Here is a 22,883-nt window from a genome sequence, read left to right as displayed (position 1 = left end):
AGCCGCGCCCGCGCCGTAGTTTACTTGGCGGCCAGTTCCTTCACCAAGGCGGGCGCCGGGTAGATCTTCTCCAGCGCTTCCTGCACCGCGTCGGTCGAAACCACGACCGTGCGGTTGACCGTGCCGTCGTAGCCGTAGTTGCCGCCCAGCGAGTTGATGTTGCCGTCGAACGCGGCGCCGATCACCGTGCCCGCGCGGTCGATCACCGGCGAGCCCGAGTTGCCGCCGATGATGTCGTTGGTCGTGACGAAGTCATAGGCGGTCGCCGGGTTGATCTTGCCCTTCGCCGCCAGGAAACCAGGGGCCGCATCATAGGGCTCGCTGCCGGTCGCCCGGTCGAAGGTGCCGCCCATGGTGGTCATGATCGGCACCGGGTTGCCGCGCTCGGTCCAGCCGGCGACCTTGCCGTAGCTGATCCGCAGCGTGAACGTCGCATCGGGATAAAGCGTATCGCCATAGGCGGCGAAGCGCGCGTCGGCGAGTTGCCCGCCGGCAATCGTCAGCGGACCCGTATAGACCGCGTCGGACTGCTGCTTCAGCTCGCGCTGGCGATCGGCGAGGCGCAGCGCGTAGACGATCATCGGATCGTCCGAGGCCTTGATCGCCTTCATCCCGCCGTCCCACAGCGCCTTGCGCACCGCCGGATCGGCGAGCTTCGAACCCGAGACGAGCGACTGCGCGAGGCCCTCCGGGCTGGCCTTGCCGAGCAGCAGCTTGGTGTCGGGGTCATCCGCGCCCAGATATTCGCGGGCCTTCGACAGGCTCCATTCGAGCGTCAGTTCATCGAGCCACGGGTAGATCGGCTTCTGGTCAAGCAGCCGCTTCTCGGTCAGCGGCAGCGCGCTGTCGGTGTAGCCGGGGAGGCGCTCGCCGTTCGGCTTGCCGCGCTCTTGCGCCGCGAACACCAGCGTTTGTGCGTAGCCGTAGAGCTCGCTCGAAGGCTGGGTGAAGCGCAGCGGCAGGTACAGCGAGCGATAGGCGCTGACCGCCGAGTCTACAGTCGTCCAAGGGTCCTTGCCGCCCGCGCCCTTGGCCCTGAGATCGGCTTCCGCTGCCGCCAGCTTACCGGTGAAGGCGGGGTCGTTGAGCGCCTTCACGCGGCCGATGTAGACCTTGAGGCTGTTCTCGATGCCGTTGAGTTCGTCGAGGCCCTCGCGCTTATGCTGGGGACTTTCGTCCATCGCGCGGATCAGGCGGCCGCGCAGTTCGGACAGCGTGGCCACGGTCACGGGCAGGCGCACTTCCCGCTCGAAGGCGAACTGGCTGCCGGTCCACAGACGGCTGGTCGAGCCGGGGTTGCCGACCACAAACGTCGCCTCGCCGTCCTTCGGGGGCCGCGGATTCCACTTGAGGTGATTGGGCGTCGCGACCGGCTTGCCGTTTTCGTAAGCGCGCAGAAAGCTCGCATCGAGCGAGTAGCGCGGGAAGTTGAAGTTGTCCGGATCGCCGCCGAACGTGGCCGCCCGGTCCTCGGGCGCCCAGACGAGCCGCACGTCCGAATACTTGCGGTACTGGTAGAGCTTGTACTGGCCGCCGCCGAACAGGGTGACGACCTGGCAGCGAGTGGTGGCGGTGTCGGTGCAGCCAGCCTTCTCGATCTCGGCGATCTTGGCATCGCGCGCTTTGGTCAGCGCTTCGCCGGTGAGCGTGCCGAATACGCCCTTCACGTCATTGGAAACGTCGGTGATCTTGGTCACCACCTCAGCCTGCTGGCCGGGGCACTTGAGCTCCAGATCGCGTCGATCGGCGACGTAACCGCGATTGAGATAGTCGTTGGTGTCGTTCGAATTGTCGAACAGGCAGCTCGCCACGCAGTGGTGATTGGTGAGGATCAGGCCCTGTCCCGACACGAAGCTGGCCGAGCAGCCGCCGGTCAGGCGCACCGCGGCGTTCTGCACGCGGTTGAGCCAGGCCTGGTCGGGCGCCCAGCCGTAGTCGGCCTTCATCTTGGCGGCCGGGAAGTTGTCGAAGGTCCACATGCCTTCATCGGCGGAGGCAGGCGCGGCGGCGAAGGCCAGAGCAGCGGCGGACAGGAACAGGCCGGAACGGATCATGTTTTAAGCTCCCCAAAAGACTCGTGAGGCCGCTCTGTCGCCACCCTTCGGAAATCGCAACGAAAGATAGTGCCAGGAGGCCTGTAAGCCGGGTTCTGTCCCGTGCGCGGTATCTCCCGAAGGAGACCGGCCGCTCGGGGGCAGCCATTCGTCTAGGCCGGCGATTGCCCGCCGGCTCGAGCAGCCAACCCGGGCCTCTCGGGACGAAACGTCCCTGCCACTTGCATGGCGCGAGGCCCCTATTTGGCCTTGCTCCGGGTGGGGTTTGCCGTGCGAGCGCTGTTGCCAGCACCCCGGTGCGCTCTTGCCGCACCCTTTCACCCTTACCTCGCGAACGAGGCGGTCTGCTCTCTGTGGCACTTTCCCTCGGGTTGCCCCGGGCGGGCGTTACCCGCCACCCTTGTTTCGTGGAGCCCGGACTTTCCTCGGCAAAAAGCCGCGACTGCCCAGCCTCCTGGCGCGCGCTATCTAGCGCGGCCTTGGTCGCGATCCAAGAGCAGCTGAAACAGGATTGCCCTCACCTGCCCGTCGACCTGGCCATCGATCTTCTCCGGCCGCCAGCGCCGCTGGAACGCCTCGACCGCCTTGTGCCCGTCGGTGATGTCGTAGCCGAAGCGCTCGAGCGCGAGGTAGAACGCCGCGTCGTTATCGAATGGATCGCCCTGTTCGAGCTTGTCCGGCCGCGCGAGGCAGAGCTTGTACTCGGCGAGGCGATCCCACGGAAACAGCTCGCCCGGATCGATCTTCCGCGCCGGCGCCACATCGGAGTGGCCGACGACGTTGGCGCGCGGCACGTCGTATTGCTGAACGATCCGCGCGAGCAGCGGGACCAGCGCGGCGAACTGCGCTTCGCTGAACTCGCGGTAGCCCAGCGCGTGACCGGGATGGTCGAGCTCGATGCCGATGCTGGCCGAGTTCACATCGGGATGCCCGCGCCAGTAGCTGAGACCGGCGTGCCAGGCGCGCTTGTCCTCGTCGACCAGCCGGATCACCTCGCCCGCCTCGCTGATCAGGTAATGCGCGCTGACCTTGGCTTCCGGATCAGTCAGGCGGGCGAGCGCGTCGTCGGCGCTCGCCATCTCAGTGTAATGCAGCACGACCATCGAGATCGGCAGCTTGCGCTCGTCCCAGTTGGGCGACGGGACCGTGCGGTGGACGAGCTCGTCCATCAGCCCTCAGGCAGTACCGCGCCGAGCACCAGCGCTTCTTCGGACAGCATGTACTGGAGGCCCCCGCCCGCCTGCGCCGCCAGCATCGACAGCATGTGCGCGGCGGCGGTGCGGCTGGTGAGTTCGCCCTGCGACAGCCCCCCTTCCAGCGCCCGTCCGATGGTCTCGTCGAACGCAATGCGAGGACCAGCGGCGCGCACCACGATCTCGCTCGCCCCGCCACGACTTTCGGCGCCGACATCGAGCGTGCCGCCGCGAACCAGCGCGTCGAGCCCGATCTGCGCGAAGTTGAGCAGGACCTTGACCGCGCCCTTGGGCAGGCGATCGGCGCTGAGCGCCCAGTTGAGCTCCACCCGCTTGGCGTCGCCGACCAGCGCTTCGGTCACCGCCTTGGCCTCGTCGACCGGCACGCTTTCGCCGAAGCCGCCGGCGGCGCCGAAGGCGAGGCGGAAGAACTTGAGCTTGTCTGCACTGATCTTGGCGCTCTGTTCGAGCAGTTCGAAGCAGCGCTGGCGCATGTCGGGGTCGCGCTCATCGGCCAGCAGTTCAAGCCCGTTGGTCAGCGCGCCGACCGGCGACAGCAGGTCATGGCACAGGCGCGAACAGAGCAGGCTGGCAAGGTCGAGCGGATCGGTCTGGGTCATCGAGTGGGGAGGTTTCCTGTTGGACTTGTCACACTTGTCACACTGTTCTGGCGAAGAAACCACCACTCATCGAACTGGCCGGAAAAAGGAGCAAAGGTGGTTGGCGAAACAGCGCACTACCGCGCCCTACCTGTCACACGGCGCGTAGGAAAGTGGCTGGAAACCATCCGGTGTGTCCCGCCACCAGCCGACCTTCCCTTCACCGACGATCGCCCACACCCGGCCGTCACCTGTGGCATGCGCGCGGTCGGTCACGCTGGGTTCGGGCGGGCCGGACGGATGGGAGTGAAAAGAGCCGAGCACGGAAGGTCCGCCGCCTCGTTCGGCGCGGTGCGCGTCGATCAGCGCTTGCGGGTCGATCTCGAAATGACGAGTGGGCTCAGGGTGCACGTTGGAGCACGAACGGGCCTCCGTGATCCGGTCGCCAACACCTAGCAATAAGCCGCACGCCTCCAATGGGTAGGCTGAATCAGCGAGAGCAAGCAAACCCTGCTCAATTGCCCCTCCAATTTCCACTAAACGCCCCACTCGTCATTCCCGCGCAGGCGGGAATCCATCCGACTTTCCCGCCGCGCCGAGGCCGGAGATGGATCCCCGCCTAAGCGGGGATGACGGAAATGGGGAGAAGTGGCTAGAGGGTGCCGGATGGCGGAAAGCGAAATCATCACCGGCGTGCTGGCGGGCCCGGCCCGCCTCGACAAGGCGCTCGCCGACGCGAGCGGCCTGTCGCGCGAACGCATCAAGACGCTGATCGCAGATGGGGCCGTCACGGTAAGCGGACGGGTGGCCGGGAACACATCGGCGAAGATCGCCGGGGGCGAGCAGTTCGCGATCGCCCTGCCCCCTCTCGCGCCGCTCGATGCCGAGGCGCAGGACATTCCGCTCGATGTCGTGTTCGAGGACGAGCATCTCATCGTCGTGAACAAGCCGGCCGGGCTGGTCGTGCACCCGGCGGCGGGCAATCTCGACGGTACGCTGGTCAATGCAATGCTGCATCACTGCGCGGGGCGCCTGTCGGGCATCAATGGCACTCTGCGGCCCGGGATCGTCCACCGGATCGACAAGGACACCTCCGGCCTGCTGGTCGTGGCCAAGAGCGACGCCGCGCACGAGGGACTGGCCCGGCAGTTCGCCGACCATTCGATCGAGCGCACCTACCTGGCGGTTTGCTCGGGCCATCCGCGCCCCGCCAAAGGCACGATCAGCGCCCGCCTCGGCCGCTCGGACGCCAACCGCAAGAAGATGGCGGTGCTTCCCGATACCGCCAATCGCGGCAAGCATGCGGTGACCCACTACCGCACGCTGAAACCCTTGCGCGATTGCGCGCTGATCGAGTGCAAGCTGGAAACCGGCCGCACGCACCAAGTGCGGGTTCACCTTGCATCAATCGGCCATCCGCTATTGGGTGACCCTGTCTATGGACGCGATCCCAAGGCGCTGCGGCCGCTCCTCCAGGAACTCGGTTTCGCCCGTCAGGCCCTCCACGCCGCGAGCCTCGGCTTCGTGCATCCCGTCACCGGAAAACGGCTCGCCTTTGCGGCGAAACCGCCCGCCGACATGGAGGAACTTATCGACCGAACCGGTCATTGAAATCGACGAAAGGCGCTGCACAGCGGCGCGCATTCCACTATATATGGAGAAGCGTGCCCCATCCGACGGATGCCCATTCGGGGTCCCGATAACGAGGGCGACGCGATGAAAGGTCAGGGTAAAGTGAGCACTTCCAAGAAGCTATCGGTCCCCGCGTTGAATGGCGAACAGAGCCTCAACCGGTATCTGGCCGAGATCAAGAAATTCCCCATCCTGAAGCCCGAGCAGGAGTACATGCTCGCCAAGCGCTATCAGGAGCACGAGGACCCCGATGCCGCGGCGCAGCTGGTGACCAGCCACCTGCGCCTCGTGGCCAAGATCGCCATGGGCTATCGCGGCTACGGCCTGCCCGTTTCGGATCTCATTTCCGAAGGCAACGTCGGCCTGATGCAAGGCGTCAAGAAGTTCGAGCCCGATCGCGGCTTCCGCCTCGCGACTTACGCGATGTGGTGGATCAAGGCGTCGATCCAGGAATTCATCCTCCGCTCCTGGTCGCTCGTGAAGATGGGTACCACCGCGGCGCAGAAGAAGCTGTTCTTCAACCTGCGGCGGATGAAGAAAGAGCTCGAAGCCTACGAGGACGCCGATCTCCATCCGGACGATGTCGCCAAGATCGCGACCGACTTGGGCGTGCCCGAGCAGGAAGTGATCAACATGAACCGGCGCATGATGATGGGCGGCGACGGCTCGCTCAACGTCAGCATGCGCAACGGCGAAGAAGGCGCCGGCGAGTGGCAGGACTGGCTGAAGGACGACCGTCCTCTGCAGGACGAAGTCACCGCCGAGGTCGAGGAAGCGCACGTGCGGCACGAGATGCTGGTCGAGGCGATGGACAGCCTCAACGACCGCGAGAAGCACATCCTCACCGAACGCCGTCTGACCGACGACCCGCAGACGCTCGAAGAGCTCAGCCAGGTCTACGACGTCAGCCGCGAACGTATCCGCCAGATCGAGGTGCGCGCGTTCGAGAAGCTGCAGAAGGCGATGCAGCGCATCGCCGGCGAGCGGCTGCTGCCGGCGCCGATGGCGGGCTAAGCGATTGAATTGATAGCCGGCAGGGTGTAGATTGAGGGTCTCGGCCACAGGAGGACCTCATGGACCTACGCCCTGCCGTTATCGCACTGACGCTCGCCGCCGCGTTCGTTGCGGCCCCCACGCATTCCGCCGCTCCGCCCGAGCAACGCGTGAGCGTTTCCATGTCCACGTTCCGGTTCAAGCCAGACGAGATCAAGCTCGTCCACGGGCAACCGTACGCGCTCGAACTGGTCAATTCATCCGACGAGAGCCATAACTTCGTCGCCACCGGGTTCTTCGCCGCGGCCCACATGGCACCGGCGGAGCGGGCCCGGCTCGCTGGCGACCGGATCGAGCTCAAACCGGGTGAACGCGTGACCCTGCACCTGATAGCCCCGGCCAAGGGCCGTTACTCGTACCGCTGCTCGCACCGCATCCACATGCCGATGGGCATGTCGGGCCTGATCAAGGTGAGTTGAGCGCTACTCGGCCGTGGTCGGATCGATCACGTTGCGCACCTCGGACACGCTGTTCGCGGGGAAGCCCGCGTCTTGCGCATGCTGGCGGATCATGTCGGCGTTGGGCGCGCGGTAGATGCAGTAGATCTTGTCGTCGGTGACGTAGCTGTGGACCCACTGGATGTCGGGGCCCATGCTCTTCAGCACGCTGCACGATTGTTGCGAGGCGCCCTGCAGCTCTCCGCCGGAGAGCGAGCCTGCGCCCGGCATTTCCCGTTCGATTACAAATTGCGGCATCGCATTTCTCCCCAAGCGACCCGCAGCCGATTGTGCGCCGCTTGCGGGCGGGAGTCGATAGCCCTAGCAGCATGCCGATGCTCCGGGTCGCGAAGTTCCTCGCCAAGATCGCCGTCGGCTTCGTCCTGCTCAGCCTTGCGCTGGTGCTGCTCTATGCGTTTGTCCCGGTGCCGGTAACCGCGACCATGCTGATGGACAGGAACGGGATCACCAAGGACTGGGAATCGCTGTCGAACATCGACCGCAACCTGGTCGACGCGGTGATCGCGGGCGAGGACGGCAAGTTCTGCAGCCACAACGGCTTCGACCAGGAAGCGATCGAGAAGGCGCTCAAACGCAACATGCAGGGCGGCCGCATCCGCGGCGGCTCCACGATCAGCCAGCAGACGGCGAAGAACGTGTTCCTGTGGCAGGGCGGCGGCTACTTCCGCAAAGGGCTGGAGGCGTGGTTCACCTTCCTGATCGAGAACGTGTGGGGCAAGCGGCGGATCATGGAGGTTTATCTCAACGTCGCCGAAACCGGGATTGGGACCTACGGCGCGGAGGCCGGGGCGCAGCGGTACTACAAACATTCCGCCGATCGCCTGAGCCGGACCGAGGCGGCGCGGATTGCGGCGGTGCTACCCCTGCCCAAGGAGCGCGCGGTCGTGGGCGCGTCCGGGTTCACCCGCCGCTACGGCAACACGATCGCCGCGCGGATCGGCGTCGTGCGGCGTGACGGCCTCGATTCCTGCATCTACGAGTAAGCTGATGGGAGCGGGGCACTCACACGATCATGGGCATGGGCACGCGCATGGCCCGGCCAGCCACGGCGCGGCGTTTGCGATCGGCGTCACGCTCAACCTGGCCTTCGTGGCGGTCGAGGCGACCTACGGCTTCCTGTCGGGCTCGATGGCGCTGGTGGCGGACGCCGGGCACAACCTGTCGGATGTCCTGAGCCTCGCGCTGGCATGGGGCGCGAGCGTGCTCGCCAGGCGTGCGCCGAGCGGGCGGTTCACCTACGGTTTCAAGAGCTCGACCATCCTCGCCGCGCTCGCCAACGCGGGCCTGCTGTTGGTCGCGATTGCCGGCATCGCCTACGAGACGGTGGGCCGGATGGCGGCGCCGCCCGCGGTCGAGGGGCGGACGATGATGGTGGTCGCCGGCATCGGCATCCTCATCAACGGCGCCACCGCGCTGCTGTTCGCCCGCGGGCGCGAGCACGACATCAACATCCGCGGCGCGTTCCTTCACATGGCGGCCGACGCGCTGGTGAGCCTGGGCGTGGTGGTCGCGGGCCTAGCGATCCTGCTGACCGGCGAGCGCTGGATCGATCCGGTCACCAGCCTGATCATCGTGCTGGTGATCGCCTGGGGCACCTGGGGCCTGCTCAAGGACAGCGTGAAGCTCGGCCTCAACGCGGTGCCCGAACACATCGACGAAGCAGCGGTGCGCGCCCATCTCGCCGCCCTGCCTGGCGTCACCGCGGTGCACGATCTCCACATCTGGCCGATGAGCACCACCGAGGCGGCGCTCACCGCGCACCTGGTGATGCCGGCGGGCTGCCCCGGCGACGCGTTCCTGCACGACCTCGCGCACCGGCTGGAGCACGACTTTAAGATCGGTCACACGACCGTGCAGGTGGAGACCGGCGCGCAGTGCGAGGTGGATTGCTGACCAGCGCTTCGATAGACTTCGGCGGGCAGGCCCTGGATACCGATCCGGACCCGGACGTTCATGTTCATACTGCTGCATTTTCGGAGGCCACTCCCATGAAGCGCGCGCTTTTCACCTCCGCCTTGGTTGCAACCTCGCTACTCTGCGGCTGTGTGACTGCACCCGGCACAGACGCTGCCTTGGTAGGCAAGACCTGGGCCGTTGAGGACATCTCCGGCCGCGGCGTGATCGACGACCCACGCGCGACGCTGGTGTTCGGCGCCGACGGGCGCCTGTCCGGCGACACGAGCTGCAACCGCTATTTCGCGGACTATACGGTCGATGGCGCCAAGCTCAGCATCGGCCAGGCCGGGGTGACCAGGCGCGCCTGCGTTCCCGCGGTGATGGACCAGGAGCGGCGTTTTCTCGATGTCCTGAACGCGGTCGATAGCTTCGCGATCGATGCCTCAGGCGCGCTGGTCCTGCGCACGCCCGCCGGGGCGGCTTTGACCGCACGCTGATTGGGCGCTCGGTTGCTCGTTACCGGTTGATCATCACGCTGCCGACCAGCGCCATCAGCAGGATCACCACTATCAGCAGCGCGAGCACCGCGAAGATGAAGCAGTAGCCGAGATTCCCGTCGCTGCGCCACGCGGTGACGAGGTAGCCGACCACCCCAACACCCAGGCCCGCGCGCGGTCCGACGAGATGCCAGACCGCGGCGGCTGCAACGATTGAAACGAAAGCGGCAACGGCGAAACGGTGCAGGCGCGACCGCTGCCGTGCCTCCACGGCTTAGGCCGCTTCTTCCTTGCCCTTCTTGGCTTCGACCACCCGGACCGGGTCCTTGCGGCCTTCGACCACGTCCTTGTCGACGACGATCTCGGTCACGCCGTCCATGTCGGGCAGGTCGAACATCGTGTCGAGCAGGATGCCCTCGACGATCGAGCGCAGGCCGCGCGCGCCGGTCTTGCGCTGGATGGCCTTCTCGGCGATCGCGCGCAGCGCGTCGTCGGTGAAGGTCAGCTCGACGTCCTCGAGCTCGAACAGCTTGGCGTACTGCTTGGCGAGCGCGTTCTTCGGCTCGCTGAGGATCTGCACCAGCGCCGCGACGTCGAGGTCGTTGAGCGTGGCGATCACCGGCAGGCGGCCGACGAATTCGGGGATCAGCCCGAACTTGAGCAGGTCTTCCGGCTCGCACTTCTGCAAGAGCTCGCCCACCCGGCGCTTGTCGGGATCGGCGACATGCGCGCCGAAGCCGATCGAGCGCTTCTGCAGCCGGTCGGCGATGATCTTGTCGAGGCCCGCGAAGGCGCCGCCGCAGATGAACAGGATGTTGGTCGTATCGACCTGCAGGAATTCCTGCTGCGGATGCTTGCGGCCGCCCTGCGGCGGGACCGAGGCGGTGGTGCCTTCCATCAGCTTGAGCAGCGCTTGCTGCACGCCTTCGCCCGACACGTCGCGGGTGATCGAGGGGTTTTCCGCCTTGCGGGTGATCTTGTCGATCTCGTCGATGTAGACGATGCCGTGTTGCGCCTTCTCCACGTTGTAGTCGCTCGCCTGCAGCAGCTTCAAAATGATGTTCTCGACGTCCTCGCCGACATAGCCCGCTTCCGTCAGCGTGGTCGCGTCAGCCATCGTGAAGGGCACGTCGAAGGTGCGCGCCAGCGTCTGCGCGAGCAGGGTCTTGCCGCAACCGGTCGGGCCGACGAGCAGGATGTTCGACTTGGCCAGCTCGACGTCGCCCGCCTTGCCGCCGTGCTTCAGCCGCTTGTAGTGGTTGTGCACCGCGACCGAGAGCACGCGCTTGGCGCGGTCCTGGCCGATCACGTAGTCGTTCAGCGTGGTGAAGATATCGAGCGGCGTCGGAACGTCGCCTTCCTTGCGCCCCGCGATGCCGGCCTTAGTCTCTTCCCGGATAATGTCGTTGCACAGCTCGACGCATTCATCGCAGATGAACACCGTGGGGCCGGCGATCAGCTTGCGCACCTCGTGCTGGGACTTACCGCAGAAACTGCAGTAAAGGGTGCTCTTGCTGTCGGTTCCGCTCAACTTGGTCATATCCTGAACTTCCGATCCCGCGATCGTCCAAGGGACTGGGGATTCGCCGACCCTAAGGCCGGAATCGTTATAATCAATCCATAGCGCCTAGCCTGTCCGCCCTTGCGGCAAGCTGAAGCGGCAGGGTTGCCGAAATGCTACGGATTACTCCGGCGCACCTCCAGAACCCGCGTCCTCGCCCGGAGTTTCGCTCTCGGGCCGGGTCTCGAACACCTTGTCGACGATGCCGAAGTCGCGCGCTTCTTCCGCTTCGAGGAAGGTATCGCGGTCCATCGCCCGCTCGATCTCCTCGATCGTCTTGCCGGTGTACTTGGCATAGAGGCTGTTGAGCCGCGTGCGCATGCGCAGGATCTCGCGCGCCTGGATCTCGATGTCGGAGGCCATGCCGCGCGCGCCGCCCGAGGGCTGGTGGACCATGATCCGCGCGTTGGGGAGCGCGATGCGCATGCCCGGCTCGCCCGCGGCGAGAAGGAAGCTGCCCATCGACGCCGCCTGGCCGACGCACACGGTCGAGACGCGCGGCTTGATGTACTGCATGGTGTCGTGGATCGCGAGGCCCGCGGTCACCACGCCGCCCGGCGAGTTGATGTACATGCTGATCGGCTTCGAGGGGTTCTCGCTCTCGAGGAACAGGAGCTGCGCCACGATCAGCGAGGCCATGTTGTCCTCCACCTGATCGGTCACGAACACGATGCGTTCGCGCAGCAGGCGGCTGAAGATATCGAAGCTGCGCTCGCCGCGGCTGGTCTGCTCGACCACCACCGGCACCAGCGCGCCGGTCAGCGGGTCGCGGGTGAACTTGCCCTGGCTGCCATAGGTTTCGCCGTAGCCGCCCAACACGTCGATCATGGGAAATTCGTCCTTCCGTCTAGAGGCACCTATGTCGCGAGTGGCCCGCGCATGTTCAAGGGCCTTAACCTTCCCTCGCCTTCCCGCTTGTGGACGACGCTCGTCGTTGATCGCCGCGTCCCAGCGGTTGGTCGACCGCCGGATGGCGCTGTCCGATTGTCGCAATACACCTCGTTGCCGGGGACCGATGGGGAGAATAACGTGCGAAAAGCACAGCTAAAATCTGTAACTGCTCTGTCCGCCGCGGTCTTTGCCTGTCTCGCAATGCCCACCCTCGCGCAGGACGCTCCAACCGGCGACGCCCCGCCCCCAGAGGCGCCCACGCCCGCCACCGTCGCGGGGCGGCAGACCTACACCCCGGCCGATTTCGCGCGCTTCAGCCCGAAGACCGCGCTCGACATGTTGAACCAGGTGCCCGGCTTCGTGGTCCGATCGGACGACCAGGGGCGCGGGCTCGGCGAGGCGAGCACCAATGTGCTGGTCAATGGCGAGCGCGTGGCGCTCAAGTCCGAAAGCATCGAGGATCGCCTGCAGCGCATCTCGGCCGAAAAGGTCGAGCGGATCGAAATCGTCGACGGCGCCACGCTCGGCATTCCCGGTCTCTCGGGACAAGTGGCCAACATCGTCACCAAAGCGGGCAGGCTGACCGGCCAGTTCGCGTGGCGGACTCGCTTCCGACCCGAATACGTGAAGCCCAACTGGTTCGGCGGCAATGTCTCCATCAGCGGCACCACCGACCGGCTCGAGTACTCGCTGTCGCTCGCCAACAACGCGGGGCGCGGAGCGGCCGAGGGTCCTTCGACCATCTACGACGGTACCGGCGCGGTGATCGAGACGCGGCAGACGCATATCAAGAACGTGATCGAGGCCCCCAAGGTCGCCGCGTCGCTCAAGTGGCGCGGGCCGGGTACGTCGGTGCTCAACCTTAGCGGGTCGTACCGCTGGACCTTCCAGGACAACAGCGACATCGAATTCAATCAGCGGCCGGGTCTGCCCGACCGCACGCGAATCTACGATCCGACCGATCGAGCGCGCGGTTACGAACTGGGCGGCGACTATGAATTCGCGCTCGGCCCCGGGCGGCTCAAGCTGATCGGCCTCGAACGGTACAATCACGACCGCTACCGCGAGGACTTCGTCTACTATCCCGCCGACGGCTCGCCCGCCAACGGCAGCCGCTACACCAACGTCAGCGAAAGCGGCGAGCATATCGGCCGCGCCGAGTACAGCTGGAAGATGTTGGACGGCGATTTCCAGCTCGCGGCTGAGGCGGCGTTCAACCGCTACAACGGCGAAGCGCACATCTTCGATCTCAACCCCGCGGGGATCAATTTCATCGAGATCCCCTTTCCCGCCGGCACCGGCGGGGTTACCGAGGATCGCTACGAAGCGATCCTCACTCACGGACGCCAGCTATCGGACAACCTGTCGCTGCAGGTGAGCGCGGGCGGCGAATACTCCAAGATCGCGCAGACCGGCTCGATGGGGCTGGTGCGCAGCTTCCGCCGGCCAAAGGGATCGGTGAGCCTCGCGTGGAAGCCGCAACCGGGCCTCGACCTGTCGCTGAAGCTCGCGCGCAAGGTCGGGCAGTTGTCGTTCGGCGACTTCCTAGCGACCGCCGACATCTACCAGGGCAACAACAACGCCGGTAATATCGAGCTTGTCCCGCCGCAGAGCTGGGAGCTGGATCTCGAAGCCAAGAAAGACCTCGGCGCGTGGGGCTCGACCACCCTCACCCTGTTCGGCCGCAAATATGACGATTACATCGACGTGATCCCGATCCCCGGCGGCGGGGAATCGCGCGGCAACATCGATCACGCCAGTCTCTACGGCGTCCAGTTGGTCAGCACGATCAAGCTCGACCCGATCGGGCTCAAGGGCGCCAAGATCGACAGCAACTTCCAGTGGCAGAGCTCGAACGTTATCGATCCGGTGCTCGGGATCGGCCGCCGGTTCAGCAACGACACCGACCGGCACGCCGACGCGACCTTGCGGCATGACCTTCCCGGCAGCGACTGGGCATACGGGGTGGGCTTCGAATACAACCACGTGCAGCCGTATTTCCGGCTGTTCGAGATCGGCCGGCAGTACGAAGGACCGACCTACACCTACGCGTTCGTGGAGAACAAGGACGTGTTCGGCCTGACCGTGCGGGCGCAATGGTTCAATGTCGCCAACGGACGGCGGATCGTGCGCCGGACCGTGTTCGACGGACCGCGCGATGTCTCGCCGGTGCTGTTCGTGGAGGACACCAATCAGGGCGTGGGCGACCTGTTCGACATCACGGTGTCCGGCAAGTTCTAGCCGCTTGATAAGGCGGCAGGTCGTGGCATGTTCGGCGCATGCCGAACGCCCGCCTGCTCGCCGCCTTCCTTCCCGTCTTCGCCGCGGGGTGCGTGCTGAAGGAGCCGCCGCAGTCCATCCCCGCCCCTCCGCCAGAAGCGACCGCGGTCTACCTCGAGCGGATCGACCATCTCGATGACGGCTGGCCGCGGCTGAATGCGGTGATCGCGTACGACAAGGATGCGGCAGCCAAGAGCGTCGCCGCTGCAGGCGTGGGCCCGCTTGAGGGGCGCGCGGTGCTGGTGAAGGACAACATCGAGACCCGCGAGTGGCCCACCACCGCGGGCAGCCTGGCGCTGGCGGACAACGCGACCGGCCGCGATGCACCGTTGATCGCACGCCTGCGCGCGGCGGGCGGCGTGGTGCTCGGCAAGACCAACCTCAGCGAGTGGGCCAACATCCGCTCGAACAACTCGACCAGCGGGTGGAGCGCGGTTGGCGGGCTGACGCAGAACCCGCACGCGACCGATCGCAACGCCTGCGGCTCGTCCTCGGGCAGCGGCGCAGCTGTCGCGGCCGACTTTGCGTGGGCGGCGATCGGGACCGAGACTGACGGCTCGATCACCTGCCCGGCGAGCGTGAACGGGATTGTCGGCTTCAAGCCTACGGTCGGCCTCGTCAGCCGCACGCACGTGGTGCCGATCAGCGTGACGCAGGACACCGCCGGACCGATGGCGCACACCGTCGCCGATGCAGCGCTGCTGCTCGATGCGATTTCGGGGAGTGACCCGGTTGATCCCGCGACAGCGCCGGCCGATCAGTACGCCGGGCGGTTCGCGGCGGGCCTCGCGGGGGCGTCGCTCATGGGCGTCCGGATCGGCGTATTGCGCAAGGCAGCCGGCAAACGCGCCGATGTGATCGCATTGTTCGACCGCGCGCTCGCAGATCTCAGGAATGCGGGCGCCGAGCTGGTCGAGGTCGACTACGCCTACAACCCCGCGATGGGCGAAGCCGAACACACCGTGCTCTACTACGAATTGCGCGAGGGGCTGGATGCTTACCTCAAGGGCTCGCCGGCCAACATCCCGGTGCGCAGCCTCGCCGATGTGGTCGCCTTCAACCGTGCGCACGCCGACAAGGAAATGCGTTGGTTCGGGCAAGAGAGCTTCGAGGAAGCGCTCCAGACCACCGACCGTGCCACTTACGAAAAGGCGCGCGTGGACGCGCGTCGGCTGGCGGGGAAGGAAGGCATTGACAAGCTGCTGAAGGACAATGGCGTTGCGCTGCTGGTCGCCCCGACCGAGGGCATGGCGTGGCCCAGCGACCTCGTTTACGGCGACGCGTTCCCCGGCGGCATCGGCGCCGGCAGCCTTGCCGCTGTCGCCGGCTACCCGCACCTCACCGTGCCGATGGGCACAGTCGATCGGTTGCCGGTTGGTCTAAGCTTCATGGGTGCGCAATGGGACGATCTCAACGTCCTGCGCGCGGGCGCGGCCTACGAGGCCGCGCGCACCGCCGAAGTACCCAAGCCGTCACTCGGGCCGTGGCATCCGGAGTGACCGGCGCGCATCCGCGCCGGTCACTCGCATAACGATTACTTCTTGGCGGCGGCCTTCTTCGCCGGGGCCTTCTTGGCGGCCGGCTTGTCGTCCGCAGCCGCCTTCTTGGCCGGAGCCTTCTTGGCGGCGGGCTTGTCCTCCGCCGGAGCCGCTTCCTTCTTGGCGGCAGGCTTCTTGGCCGGCTTGGCTTCGGCCGGAGCCTCTTCCTTGGCGGCCTTCTTCGCCGGAGCCTTTTTCTTCGCCGGAGCGGGCGCGGGGGTCTCTTCAGCCTCGATCGCGGCTTGAAGCTCCTCACGGGTCACTTCACGGTCGGTGATGTCGGCCTTGTCGAACAGGAAGTCGACGACCTTGTCCTCGTACAGCGGCGCGCGCAGCTGGGCGGCGGCCATGTCGTTGGTGCGGATGAGCTCGTTGAACCGCTCACGGTCTTCCGGGCGATACTGTTGGGCGGCCTGCTGGATCAGCATGCTCATTTCGGCTTGCGTCACCTGCACGCCGTTGGCCTGGCCGATTTCCGACAGGAGCAGACCGAGGCGCACGCGGCGCTCGGCGATCGCACGGTAATCGTCCTTCTCGGCTTCGATTTCCTTGAGCGCGGCCTTGGGATCGGCGTCGTTCGCAGCTTCCTGCTGGAGCTGGGCCCAGATCTGCTCGAACTCGGCATCGACCATGCCCTGCGGCACGGCGAAGTCGTGACCCGAAGCCAGCGTGTCGAGCAGCTGGCGCTTCATCGCGGTACGGGTGAGCCCGCCGAGCTCCTGCTCGAGCTGGCCCTTCAGCAGGCCGCGCAGTTGCTCCATGCTTTCGAGGCCGAGCGACTTGGCGAAGTCCTCGTCGACCTTGGTCTCATCCTCGACCTGCACCTTGTGCACGTGGATCGCGAACTGGGCGTCCTTGCCGGCAAGCTCCTTGGCCGGATAGTCGGCCGGGAAGGTCACGGTGATGGTCTTGTCATCGCCCGCCTTGGCACCGGCGAGCTGTTCCTCGAAGCCCGGGATGAAACGGCCCGCGCCGATCACCAGCGGAGTTTCCTCCGCCTTACCGCCTTCGAACTCGACGCCGTCGATCGAACCGACGAAGTCGATGATCAGCTGGTCGCCGTCGGCCGCCTTTTTGGTCTTGGGCGCGTCCTTCCAGCTCTTCTGCTGGCTGGCGATGTTGTTCACCGCCTCATCGACTTCGCTGTCGGCGACCGGCACCATCAGGCGCTCGAGCTTCAGGCCATCCAGCGAGGGCGTCTCGATCTCGGGCAGCACTTCGAGGTCGACGGTCAGCTTGGCGTCCTTGCCCTGCTCGTACCCGTCGCCGAATTCGACGCGCGGCTGCATCGCGGGACGCAGTTTCTTGTCGCGCATCAGCGAATCGACCGCGCCCTGGATCTGCTCGTTGACCACCTGGCCGTGGATCGCCTCGCCGTGCATCTTCTTGACGAGGTTGGAGGGCACCTTGCCGGGGCGAAAACCGGGCATGCGCACCTGCGGGGCGATCTTCTTCACCTCGGCCTCGATCGCGGCGTCGATGTCCTTCGCCGGAATGGTCACCGCATAGGCGCGGCGCAGGCCTTCGTTGGTGGTCTCTTCGATCTTCATGGGAGGGTCAAAAGCCTTTTCGAATCAAAACTCTTCCTGCGCTCGGTACCGGGGCGGGAGGCTGGTGCGGGCGAAGGGACTCGAACCCCCACATCTTGCGATACTGGTACCTAAAACCAGCGCGTCTACCAATTCCGCCACGCCCGCATCCGAACGCAGCCGCGCGGGGGCTCAAGAGCCCCGCCCGCGATCAGGGGAGCGCCGTTACAGCGCGCACGCGCAAAGGGCAAGCGCGCGGAACGGCCTGCCCGACGAAGGCGTTGTAGAGCCAGACGAAAGGACCCTTCCCATGGCCTCCAACCCCGAAATCCAGCCCGATCCCGGCCCCGATACGATCGAGCCGCAGAGCCCGCCGGAAACCCAGCCCTCGCAGACGCCCTCCGAAGAGCCGATGCAGCAGCCGGGTGAGATCGAATCGCCGCAGCACGACACCACCCAACCGAGCCAGCAGCCGACCGAAATTCCCATGCCGCCGGACTGAGCTTGCCGCTCGGGCCGCGGCTGATTAAGGGCGCGGCCCCATGAGCGACGACCAGAATCAGACCCCGCCCGACCATCTCTCGGTCAATCCGCAGAGCCCGCACTTCGACGCCGAAGTGCTCCAGCGTGGCATCGGCATCCGCTTCAAGGACCGGGTGCGCACCGATGTCGAGGAATACAGCATTTCCGAAGGATGGATCCGCGTGCAGGCTGGCAAGACGGTCGACCGCAAGGGCCAGCCGCTGACGCTCAAGCTCAACGGCCCGGTGGAAGCGTGGTTCGAAGACCTCGGCGACAATCCGCCGGTGGCCAAGAAGGCCTGATCAGCTGCCGTAGCGCGCGATCGCGGCGTCGATCGGGTCGCGCGGTTTGGCCTGCGCCGGAGTGACGCGGCGAGCGGGCACGGGCGCCACAGCTACCCGTCGCGCGGGAGCGGCCTCCGCCATGCGCGGCTCGCCGAACGAAGCAAAGGCCGAAGCGAACTTTTTCGATGGCTTGTCGGAGATTGGTCGCTGCATGACCGGCGGCAGCGCGTAGTTCGCGCTCGCCAGCACCCGCGGCCCGCCGAGCTCGCCGCCGTTGTCGCGCTCGTTGTAGATGAACCCCGCGACCGGCCAGGCCGTCGTGCCCAGGTCCTGCAGCGGATCGTACCACACGCGCACCTGGCTCCAGTCGTTCGCCGGCGAGACATCGACCGCCTTCACCCCGCGTTCGATCTGCCCGCGGCGGCCGTCAATCGGCGACCAGTTGGCGTGGTCGAGCAGCACGGTGCGACTATCGATCACCTTGGCGACCGCCGCGACGTGGCCGAGCGTCATGCCGGCATACGGCCGGAAGGTCATCACCGCGCCCGGACGCGGACGGTTGCCGCGCTTGTAGCGACCGGCAGCCTGGTCCCACCAGGTCCGCGCATCGCCATAGATCTGTACGCCGGACCGCTCGCGGGCATAGGGCACGCATTGCAGGTAGGGCGGCAGCTCGCGTTGCGGAACGCCGGTTTCGAAATCGCCCGCCGCATCGGCCTGCGCGGCACCCGGCCACGCGAGCGCGCACAACATCAGCAAAAGCGGCAGCGATCCCCTCATGCGGCCAAGCTGGCGCGACAAGGTTAAAATCGGCTTACCGGCGGCGGCGCTTGCCAAGCGCGCGCCAAGACGCCACCTGCGTGCGCGTCCATGAAACCGCAAGTCATCATCATCGGTCGGCCCAACGTCGGCAAGTCGACGCTGTTCAACCGGCTGGTCGGCAAGAAGCTGGCGCTGGTCGACGACCAGCCCGGGGTGACGCGCGACCGCCGGATGGGCGACGCCTCGCTGGCGGGGCTCGAATTCACCATCATCGACACCGCGGGCTGGGAAGACGAGGACGAGGACACGCTTCCGGGCCGGATGCGCAAGCAGACCGAAGTCAGCGTCGAAGGCGCCGACGCGGCGCTGTTCGTGATCGACGCGCGCGCCGGGCTCACCCCGCTCGATGAAGAAATCGCCCGCTGGCTGCGCACGCAGGAAGTGCCGGTGGTGGCGGTGGCCAACAAGGCAGAAGGCAGCGCGGGCGACGCGGGCCTGTTCGAGGCATTCTCGCTCGGCTTCGGCGAACCGGTCGCGCTCAGCGCCGAGCATGGGGAGGGGGTCGCGGACCTGTTCGACGCGCTGTGGCCGTTGATTGGAGCCGCGGAAGACGAACGCGAAGCCGCCGACCGCGCGGGCGAACCGGCTGAGCCCGACGATCTCGAGCTCGGTCCCCTCAAGCTGGCAATCGTCGGCCGCCCCAATGCGGGCAAATCGACCCTGATCAACCGCCTGCTAGGCGAGGACCGTTTGCTGACCGGCCCCGAGGCCGGCATCACCCGCGATTCGATCGCGGTCGACTGGCAGTGGGCCGCGCCCGACGGCGAAATGCGGGACGTGCGACTGATCGACACCGCCGGCATGCGCAAGCGGGCGCAGGTGGTCGAGAAGCTGGAGAAGCTGTCGGTCGCCGACGCGAAGCGCGCGGTCGATTTCGCCGAGGTTGTTGTACTGTTGCTCGACGCCACCCGCGGGCTCGAGCATCAGGATTTGAAGATTGCTGCGCACGTGCTCGAGGAAGGGCGCGCGCTGATGATCGCGATCAACAAGTGGGACATTGCCGAGAACGCCAGCAGCCTGTTCAACGGCATTAAGGGCGCGCTCGAGGACGGTCTATCGCAGGTCAAGGGCGTACCGGTGTTTGCGGTCAGCGCGCGCACCGGCAAGGGGCTCGACCAGATGCTGCAAGCCGCCTTCGTGTTACGCGAAGCGTGGTCGAAGCGCGTCCCGACCGCCGCGCTCAACCGCTGGTTCGACGATGCGCTGGAAGCCAATCCTCCCCCCGCGCCCAAGGGCAAGCGGATCAAGCTGCGCTACATTACCCAGGCCGGCACCCGCCCGCCGCGCTTCGTGGTGTTCGGGACGCGGCTCGACATGCTGCCCGCTAGCTATGAGCGGTATCTGCTCAATTCTATCCGCGGCGCGCTCGGCTTCGACGGGGTGCCGCTGCGCATCGTTCTGAAGAGTCCGAAGAATCCGTTCTCGAAAGACTAACGCTTGAGGGCGAAGAACCGTCCATAGGTCAGGCAGCGCCAGAGCCATTCGAGCGGGCCGTAGCGGAAGCGGGCGAGCCACGGCTTCGACCAAGCGAGCATCACGATCCAGGTCAGGAGGACCGCGGCGTAGAGCCGCGGCCGGTCGAGGGCGCCGAACAGGTCCAGGCCCCAGCTCTGGAACACGACCAGCATCAGCAGCGAAGTGCCGAGGTAATTCGAGAACGCCATGCGCCCGGCGGCGGTGACGCGAGTGCCGAGCCAGCCCGCCGCGCGCGGACCCCACAGCGCGAGCAGCGCGGCGAGGCCGAGCACTGCTGGCAGCCGCGTCAGCGCCTGCGGCCCCAGGAAGGCGAACATCGTGCCGCTGTAGCTCAGCCCGTCGGCGAGCGCCCACAGCGCCAGCGCCAGCGTCAGCACGGTGCCGATCGCAAGACCCCACCACCCCCAGCGCGCCTGCATGCGCGGATCGAGGCGGCCGTCGAACAGCCCGCCACGATAAAGCGCCATGCCCATCAGCATCAGCGGCAGTGTCTCGAGCACGGTGTACTGGAACAGGTCGACCCAGTTCCAGCGGTGGGCGTTGAACGCGTGGGCGACGAATCCGGCGTAATCGCCCCGGGTGTTGATCGCGATCTCGCGGATGGCATCGGCGCGCTCGCTGGCGAGAATACGCTCGGTTTCGCGCGCAATCGGCGCATAGCGTTCGCCGGAACCTAGCGCGGTCTGGTTCGCGGCCCAGATCAGGCCGAACTGAGCCGAACTCCACAACGCGCCGAAGACATAGACGGTCAGACCGACCGTGAACTGGTGAATGGCCGACCACCGCAGCAAAAGCAGCGCGATCGCGCCGCACAGGGCGTAGAGCGTCAGGATGTCCCCCCGCCACAGCAGGTAGAAATGCGCGAGGCCGAACAGGAATAGCCAGAACAACCGGCGAAGCTGCAACCATTGGGCCGCTCCTCGCGCCGCCGAACGCTCGGCGAACAGCACCAGACCGGCGCCGAACAGGAGGGTGAACAATCCGCGCATCTTGCCGTCGACGAGGACGAACTGCGCCACCCACAGCCAGTCCGACACCGTCCCGTGCGCGGTCGCGAACCCGCCCGGCCACATGTAGGCAAGATACGGCTGCCCGAAGGCGATGATGTTGGCACCGAGGATACCCATCACCGCCACGCCGCGAGTAAAATCGAGGCTGACGAGGCGTTCGCTGGCGCCGGTCGGCAGGGCGGGTTCGGCGGCGCTCACCGCCTGGTGGTAGAGCGGCGAGGGGCTCGGCTCAACGGGTGACGAGGCAGCTCTGTCCGCTCGCCTTGAGCGAGGCGCAGGCCGTTTGCGCGGCAGCTTCGCTCGGCCAGCCGCTTGCGAGCAAACGGGTCAGGCGGCCCGCCGGTGCGGTCAGCTTGCTCTTGCCCGCAAGAGCGGCCTTGCCGGCGAGCTGCGACCACAGGCGGTCCGCATTCCCGGCGACCGAGAATGCGCCGAGCTGTAGTTTCCATGGGCCGCCAGTGGTCGCACTGGGCTTCACCGGCGGATCGGCGCGCTGCACTTGCGCTTGCGCCACATCGCGAGCCGGACGGCTTGGCGGAGACGCGACCTGCTCCGGCCGCGCGAAGTCGGCACCCGCGGTGGCCGGGCTTTCCGTGCCGGTCGCGCGCATCGCCTCGGCGACGGCGGCCTCGGCAACCGCGATCGAAGACGGCGGCACGGCGACGCTTGCAACCGGTTGCGGCACTCGCGCGGGCGGCAGCACCGTCGGCGAGACGGCCGCAACCCTTGCAGGCATCGAAGTAACCGCCGCGACCCCGTCACCCAGATCGGCGGCGGCCATCTGGCTCGACCGCTGCGCATCGGCGCTCGCCCGCATCTGGGTAGCCAGCGTCTGCGCTTGCTGGCGCTGCGCCAGCGGCACGAACTCGTCCATTTGCTTGATCGCCGGGCCCGCCTGCGGCAGCCCTGCGCCGTTAGCCAACGTCAGCAAAGCGTAGGCGCGGACCCAGTCCTTGGGCACCAGGTCGCCGTTGAAATGCGCGATGCCCAGCAGGTACTGCGCACGCGGGTCCCCGCGCTCGGCGGCGGCCGTGACGTAGGGCATCGCCTGCTCGCGCCGGCCGTCCTGGAACAGCAGCAGCCCGTAGTTGTCGGCCGCCTTGATGTGGCCCTTCGCCGCCGCGCGGGCATAGAGCGTCTCGGCCTGCTTCAGGTCCTCCGGCACGCCGCGCCCGAGGCGGTACGCCTGCGCGAGGTTGAACAGCGCATCGGCATCGCCTTTGGCGGCCGGTCCCTTCCATTCCGCGACCGCGCGCGTGAAATCGCCGGCTGCCCACGCATCCACCCCGGCCTTCACGTCGGCGAGCGCGGGCGCGGCACACGCGAGAGCGATACCGGCGATCAGGCCGGCCGCAGCGATCGGAGCTCCGAAGCGCTTCATGGTAGCGAATTCTTCCCCTCGCGCCCGCCGGGGCGGGTTCGTTAACCAGCGTGACATAGTGAACGGCTCGTTAGCAAAGGGTTTCTTTTCGCGGCTTTTTTGGTGGCACTTCAAGGGGCCCCCGGTGCCGCGTCATTAACGTTAAATTAGGGGTATGCTGCGATCCCCCGGTCCGAAGGGTGCATGGGCGCACCTGGGTAACGGGTT

At 66.6% G+C, this 22,883-nt stretch carries 23 protein-coding genes, 1 tRNA gene and 1 other RNA gene; 11 read left to right on the top strand and 14 right to left on the bottom strand.

From position 1 onward, the window contains the following. Positions 1-20 precede the first annotated feature (20 nt). The 5 genes from ELY12_RS04650 to ELY12_RS04630 all read right to left on the bottom strand — a co-directional run bounded on the left by ELY12_RS04650 (position 21) and on the right by ELY12_RS04630 (position 4,383). Positions 21-2,054, bottom strand: coding sequence for a S46 family peptidase (locus ELY12_RS04650; RefSeq protein WP_126175537.1), 2,034 nt, complete (start codon positions 2,052-2,054; stop codon positions 21-23). A 68-nt stretch (positions 2,055-2,122) separates the two neighbouring features. After that, positions 2,123-2,512: RNase P RNA component class A (gene rnpB / locus ELY12_RS04645), an RNA gene on the bottom strand. A gap of 6 nt (positions 2,513-2,518) precedes the next feature. Beyond that, positions 2,519-3,223: an N-acetylmuramoyl-L-alanine amidase gene (locus ELY12_RS04640; RefSeq protein ID WP_206435768.1), complete on the bottom strand. Its 705-nt coding sequence runs from the start codon at positions 3,221-3,223 to the stop codon at positions 2,519-2,521. Beyond that, complete coding sequence (locus ELY12_RS04635) at positions 3,223-3,867, bottom strand: histidine phosphotransferase family protein (RefSeq protein ID WP_126175535.1); 645 nt, start codon at positions 3,865-3,867, stop codon at positions 3,223-3,225. The genes ELY12_RS04640 and ELY12_RS04635 overlap by 1 nt, the downstream gene beginning before the upstream one ends. Before the next feature lie 126 nt (positions 3,868-3,993). Next, positions 3,994-4,383 (bottom strand): Mov34/MPN/PAD-1 family protein, encoded by a 390-nt coding sequence (locus tag ELY12_RS04630; protein WP_206435774.1) that lies wholly within the window; start codon positions 4,381-4,383, stop codon positions 3,994-3,996. A gap of 129 nt (positions 4,384-4,512) precedes the next feature. Here ELY12_RS04630 and ELY12_RS04625 point away from each other — a divergent pair, with 129 nt between their 5' ends. From ELY12_RS04625 to ELY12_RS04615, 3 genes are all read left to right on the top strand, one after another. Beyond that, positions 4,513-5,457 carry an RluA family pseudouridine synthase gene (locus ELY12_RS04625; protein WP_126175533.1) on the top strand — a complete coding sequence of 315 codons (945 nt, stop codon included), beginning with the start codon at positions 4,513-4,515 and terminating at the stop codon, positions 5,455-5,457. Positions 5,458-5,562: 105 nt separating this feature from the next. Further along, positions 5,563-6,492: an RNA polymerase sigma factor RpoH gene (rpoH, locus tag ELY12_RS04620; RefSeq protein WP_126175532.1), complete on the top strand. Its 930-nt coding sequence runs from the start codon at positions 5,563-5,565 to the stop codon at positions 6,490-6,492. A gap of 59 nt (positions 6,493-6,551) precedes the next feature. Further along, a complete protein-coding gene (locus tag ELY12_RS04615) occupies positions 6,552-6,950 on the top strand; it encodes a cupredoxin domain-containing protein (protein WP_126175531.1) in 399 nt (132 codons plus the stop codon). A gap of 3 nt (positions 6,951-6,953) precedes the next feature. Here ELY12_RS04615 and ELY12_RS04610 read toward each other — a convergent pair whose 3' ends face one another. Beyond that, positions 6,954-7,226 carry a DUF4242 domain-containing protein gene (locus tag ELY12_RS04610; RefSeq protein ID WP_126175530.1) on the bottom strand — a complete coding sequence of 91 codons (273 nt, stop codon included), beginning with the start codon at positions 7,224-7,226 and terminating at the stop codon, positions 6,954-6,956. Positions 7,227-7,303: 77 nt separating this feature from the next. On the opposite strand from ELY12_RS04610, the gene mtgA reads away from it, so the two are divergent. The 3 genes from mtgA (at position 7,304) to ELY12_RS04595 (ending at position 9,382) form a co-directional block, all read left to right on the top strand. Next, a complete protein-coding gene (gene mtgA / locus ELY12_RS04605) occupies positions 7,304-7,972 on the top strand; it encodes a monofunctional biosynthetic peptidoglycan transglycosylase (RefSeq protein WP_126175529.1) in 669 nt (222 codons plus the stop codon). 4 nt (positions 7,973-7,976) lie between these two features. Further along, a complete protein-coding gene (locus tag ELY12_RS04600) occupies positions 7,977-8,882 on the top strand; it encodes a cation diffusion facilitator family transporter (protein WP_126175528.1) in 906 nt (301 codons plus the stop codon). A 95-nt stretch (positions 8,883-8,977) separates the two neighbouring features. Beyond that, on the top strand, positions 8,978-9,382 hold the full coding sequence (locus ELY12_RS04595; protein WP_126175527.1) for an META domain-containing protein: 405 nt from the start codon (positions 8,978-8,980) through the stop codon (positions 9,380-9,382). Positions 9,383-9,401: 19 nt separating this feature from the next. On the opposite strand, the gene ELY12_RS04590 is transcribed toward ELY12_RS04595, so the two are convergent. The 3 genes from ELY12_RS04590 to ELY12_RS04580 form a co-directional block, all read right to left on the bottom strand. After that, entirely contained in the window at positions 9,402-9,653 is a 252-nt protein-coding gene (locus ELY12_RS04590; RefSeq protein ID WP_126175526.1) for a hypothetical protein, read from the bottom strand. A gap of 3 nt (positions 9,654-9,656) precedes the next feature. Then, positions 9,657-10,922: an ATP-dependent Clp protease ATP-binding subunit ClpX gene (gene clpX / locus ELY12_RS04585; protein WP_126175525.1), complete on the bottom strand. Its 1,266-nt coding sequence runs from the start codon at positions 10,920-10,922 to the stop codon at positions 9,657-9,659. A gap of 144 nt (positions 10,923-11,066) precedes the next feature. After that, the gene (locus tag ELY12_RS04580) at positions 11,067-11,771 is read right to left on the bottom strand and encodes an ATP-dependent Clp protease proteolytic subunit (RefSeq protein WP_126175524.1); all 705 of its coding nucleotides are present in this window, start codon (positions 11,769-11,771) and stop codon (positions 11,067-11,069) included. Between the two features lie 264 nt (positions 11,772-12,035). Here ELY12_RS04580 and ELY12_RS04575 point away from each other — a divergent pair, with 264 nt between their 5' ends. Beyond that, positions 12,036-14,075 (top strand): TonB-dependent receptor plug domain-containing protein, encoded by a 2,040-nt coding sequence (locus ELY12_RS04575; RefSeq protein WP_164549406.1) that lies wholly within the window; start codon positions 12,036-12,038, stop codon positions 14,073-14,075. 38 nt (positions 14,076-14,113) lie between these two features. Further along, entirely contained in the window at positions 14,114-15,613 is a 1,500-nt protein-coding gene (locus ELY12_RS04570) for an amidase (RefSeq protein ID WP_126175522.1), read from the top strand. Positions 15,614-15,648: 35 nt separating this feature from the next. Here the strand turns inward: ELY12_RS04570 and tig are convergent, their stop codons facing one another. Further along, entirely contained in the window at positions 15,649-17,202 is a 1,554-nt protein-coding gene (gene tig, locus ELY12_RS04565) for a trigger factor (protein ID WP_126175521.1), read from the bottom strand. 62 nt (positions 17,203-17,264) lie between these two features. Continuing rightward, positions 17,265-17,349 (bottom strand) — tRNA-Leu (locus tag ELY12_RS04560). Positions 17,350-17,491: 142 nt separating this feature from the next. Between ELY12_RS04560 and ELY12_RS04555 the strand changes: the two genes are divergently transcribed. Together ELY12_RS04555 and ELY12_RS04550 are read left to right on the top strand one after the other, a co-directional pair. Further along, complete coding sequence (locus tag ELY12_RS04555) at positions 17,492-17,683, top strand: hypothetical protein (RefSeq protein WP_126175520.1); 192 nt, start codon at positions 17,492-17,494, stop codon at positions 17,681-17,683. Positions 17,684-17,723: 40 nt separating this feature from the next. Continuing rightward, entirely contained in the window at positions 17,724-18,005 is a 282-nt protein-coding gene (locus ELY12_RS04550; protein ID WP_126175519.1) for a DUF3297 family protein, read from the top strand. On the opposite strand, the gene ELY12_RS04545 is transcribed toward ELY12_RS04550, so the two are convergent. Further along, entirely contained in the window at positions 18,006-18,767 is a 762-nt protein-coding gene (locus ELY12_RS04545) for a CHAP domain-containing protein (protein ID WP_338142045.1), read from the bottom strand. Between the two features lie 90 nt (positions 18,768-18,857). On the opposite strand from ELY12_RS04545, the gene der reads away from it, so the two are divergent. Further along, a complete protein-coding gene (der, locus tag ELY12_RS04540; protein WP_126175518.1) occupies positions 18,858-20,243 on the top strand; it encodes a ribosome biogenesis GTPase Der in 1,386 nt (461 codons plus the stop codon). Here the strand turns inward: der and ELY12_RS04535 are convergent. Together ELY12_RS04535 and ELY12_RS04530 are read right to left on the bottom strand one after the other, a co-directional pair. Beyond that, positions 20,240-21,493 (bottom strand): DUF418 domain-containing protein, encoded by a 1,254-nt coding sequence (locus tag ELY12_RS04535; RefSeq protein ID WP_241229727.1) that lies wholly within the window; start codon positions 21,491-21,493, stop codon positions 20,240-20,242. The genes der and ELY12_RS04535 overlap by 4 nt on opposite strands. Before the next feature lie 31 nt (positions 21,494-21,524). After that, a complete protein-coding gene (locus ELY12_RS04530; RefSeq protein WP_126175517.1) occupies positions 21,525-22,676 on the bottom strand; it encodes an SPOR domain-containing protein in 1,152 nt (383 codons plus the stop codon). Positions 22,677-22,883 lie beyond the last annotated feature (207 nt).

The sequence above is a fragment of the Tsuneonella rigui genome, from assembly GCF_003958625.1.
GTDB classification, from domain to species: Bacteria; Pseudomonadota; Alphaproteobacteria; order Sphingomonadales; family Sphingomonadaceae; genus Tsuneonella; species Tsuneonella rigui.
Note: the sequence above shows the minus strand (reverse complement) of the source record. Positions and strands in the feature narration are given on the sequence as shown.

What these genes read in the sequence shown, in the direction of transcription:
- ELY12_RS04555 (WP_126175520.1), top strand. Translation starts at nt 17,492, where the DNA reads ATGGCCTCCAACCCCGAAATCCAGCCCGATCCCGGCCCCGATACGATC.
- ELY12_RS04570 (WP_126175522.1), top strand. Translation starts at nt 14,114, where the DNA reads ATGCCGAACGCCCGCCTGCTCGCCGCCTTCCTTCCCGTCTTCGCCGCG.
- ELY12_RS04615 (WP_126175531.1), top strand. Translation starts at nt 6,552, where the DNA reads ATGGACCTACGCCCTGCCGTTATCGCACTGACGCTCGCCGCCGCGTTC.
- ELY12_RS04640 (WP_206435768.1), bottom strand. Translation starts at nt 3,223, where the DNA reads ATGGACGAGCTCGTCCACCGCACGGTCCCGTCGCCCAACTGGGACGAG.
- ELY12_RS04595 (WP_126175527.1), top strand. Translation starts at nt 8,978, where the DNA reads ATGAAGCGCGCGCTTTTCACCTCCGCCTTGGTTGCAACCTCGCTACTC.
- tig (WP_126175521.1), bottom strand. Translation starts at nt 17,202, where the DNA reads ATGAAGATCGAAGAGACCACCAACGAAGGCCTGCGCCGCGCCTATGCG.
- ELY12_RS04545 (WP_338142045.1), bottom strand. Translation starts at nt 18,767, where the DNA reads ATGAGGGGATCGCTGCCGCTTTTGCTGATGTTGTGCGCGCTCGCGTGG.
- der (WP_126175518.1), top strand. Translation starts at nt 18,858, where the DNA reads ATGAAACCGCAAGTCATCATCATCGGTCGGCCCAACGTCGGCAAGTCG.
- ELY12_RS04575 (WP_164549406.1), top strand. Translation starts at nt 12,036, where the DNA reads ATGCCCACCCTCGCGCAGGACGCTCCAACCGGCGACGCCCCGCCCCCA.
- ELY12_RS04580 (WP_126175524.1), bottom strand. Translation starts at nt 11,771, where the DNA reads ATGATCGACGTGTTGGGCGGCTACGGCGAAACCTATGGCAGCCAGGGC.
- mtgA (WP_126175529.1), top strand. Translation starts at nt 7,304, where the DNA reads ATGCTCCGGGTCGCGAAGTTCCTCGCCAAGATCGCCGTCGGCTTCGTC.
- ELY12_RS04530 (WP_126175517.1), bottom strand. Translation starts at nt 22,676, where the DNA reads ATGAAGCGCTTCGGAGCTCCGATCGCTGCGGCCGGCCTGATCGCCGGT.
- ELY12_RS04635 (WP_126175535.1), bottom strand. Translation starts at nt 3,867, where the DNA reads ATGACCCAGACCGATCCGCTCGACCTTGCCAGCCTGCTCTGTTCGCGC.
- rpoH (WP_126175532.1), top strand. Translation starts at nt 5,563, where the DNA reads ATGAAAGGTCAGGGTAAAGTGAGCACTTCCAAGAAGCTATCGGTCCCC.
- ELY12_RS04625 (WP_126175533.1), top strand. Translation starts at nt 4,513, where the DNA reads ATGGCGGAAAGCGAAATCATCACCGGCGTGCTGGCGGGCCCGGCCCGC.
- clpX (WP_126175525.1), bottom strand. Translation starts at nt 10,922, where the DNA reads ATGACCAAGTTGAGCGGAACCGACAGCAAGAGCACCCTTTACTGCAGT.
- ELY12_RS04550 (WP_126175519.1), top strand. Translation starts at nt 17,724, where the DNA reads ATGAGCGACGACCAGAATCAGACCCCGCCCGACCATCTCTCGGTCAAT.
- ELY12_RS04600 (WP_126175528.1), top strand. Translation starts at nt 7,977, where the DNA reads ATGGGAGCGGGGCACTCACACGATCATGGGCATGGGCACGCGCATGGC.
- ELY12_RS04610 (WP_126175530.1), bottom strand. Translation starts at nt 7,226, where the DNA reads ATGCCGCAATTTGTAATCGAACGGGAAATGCCGGGCGCAGGCTCGCTC.
- ELY12_RS04650 (WP_126175537.1), bottom strand. Translation starts at nt 2,054, where the DNA reads ATGATCCGTTCCGGCCTGTTCCTGTCCGCCGCTGCTCTGGCCTTCGCC.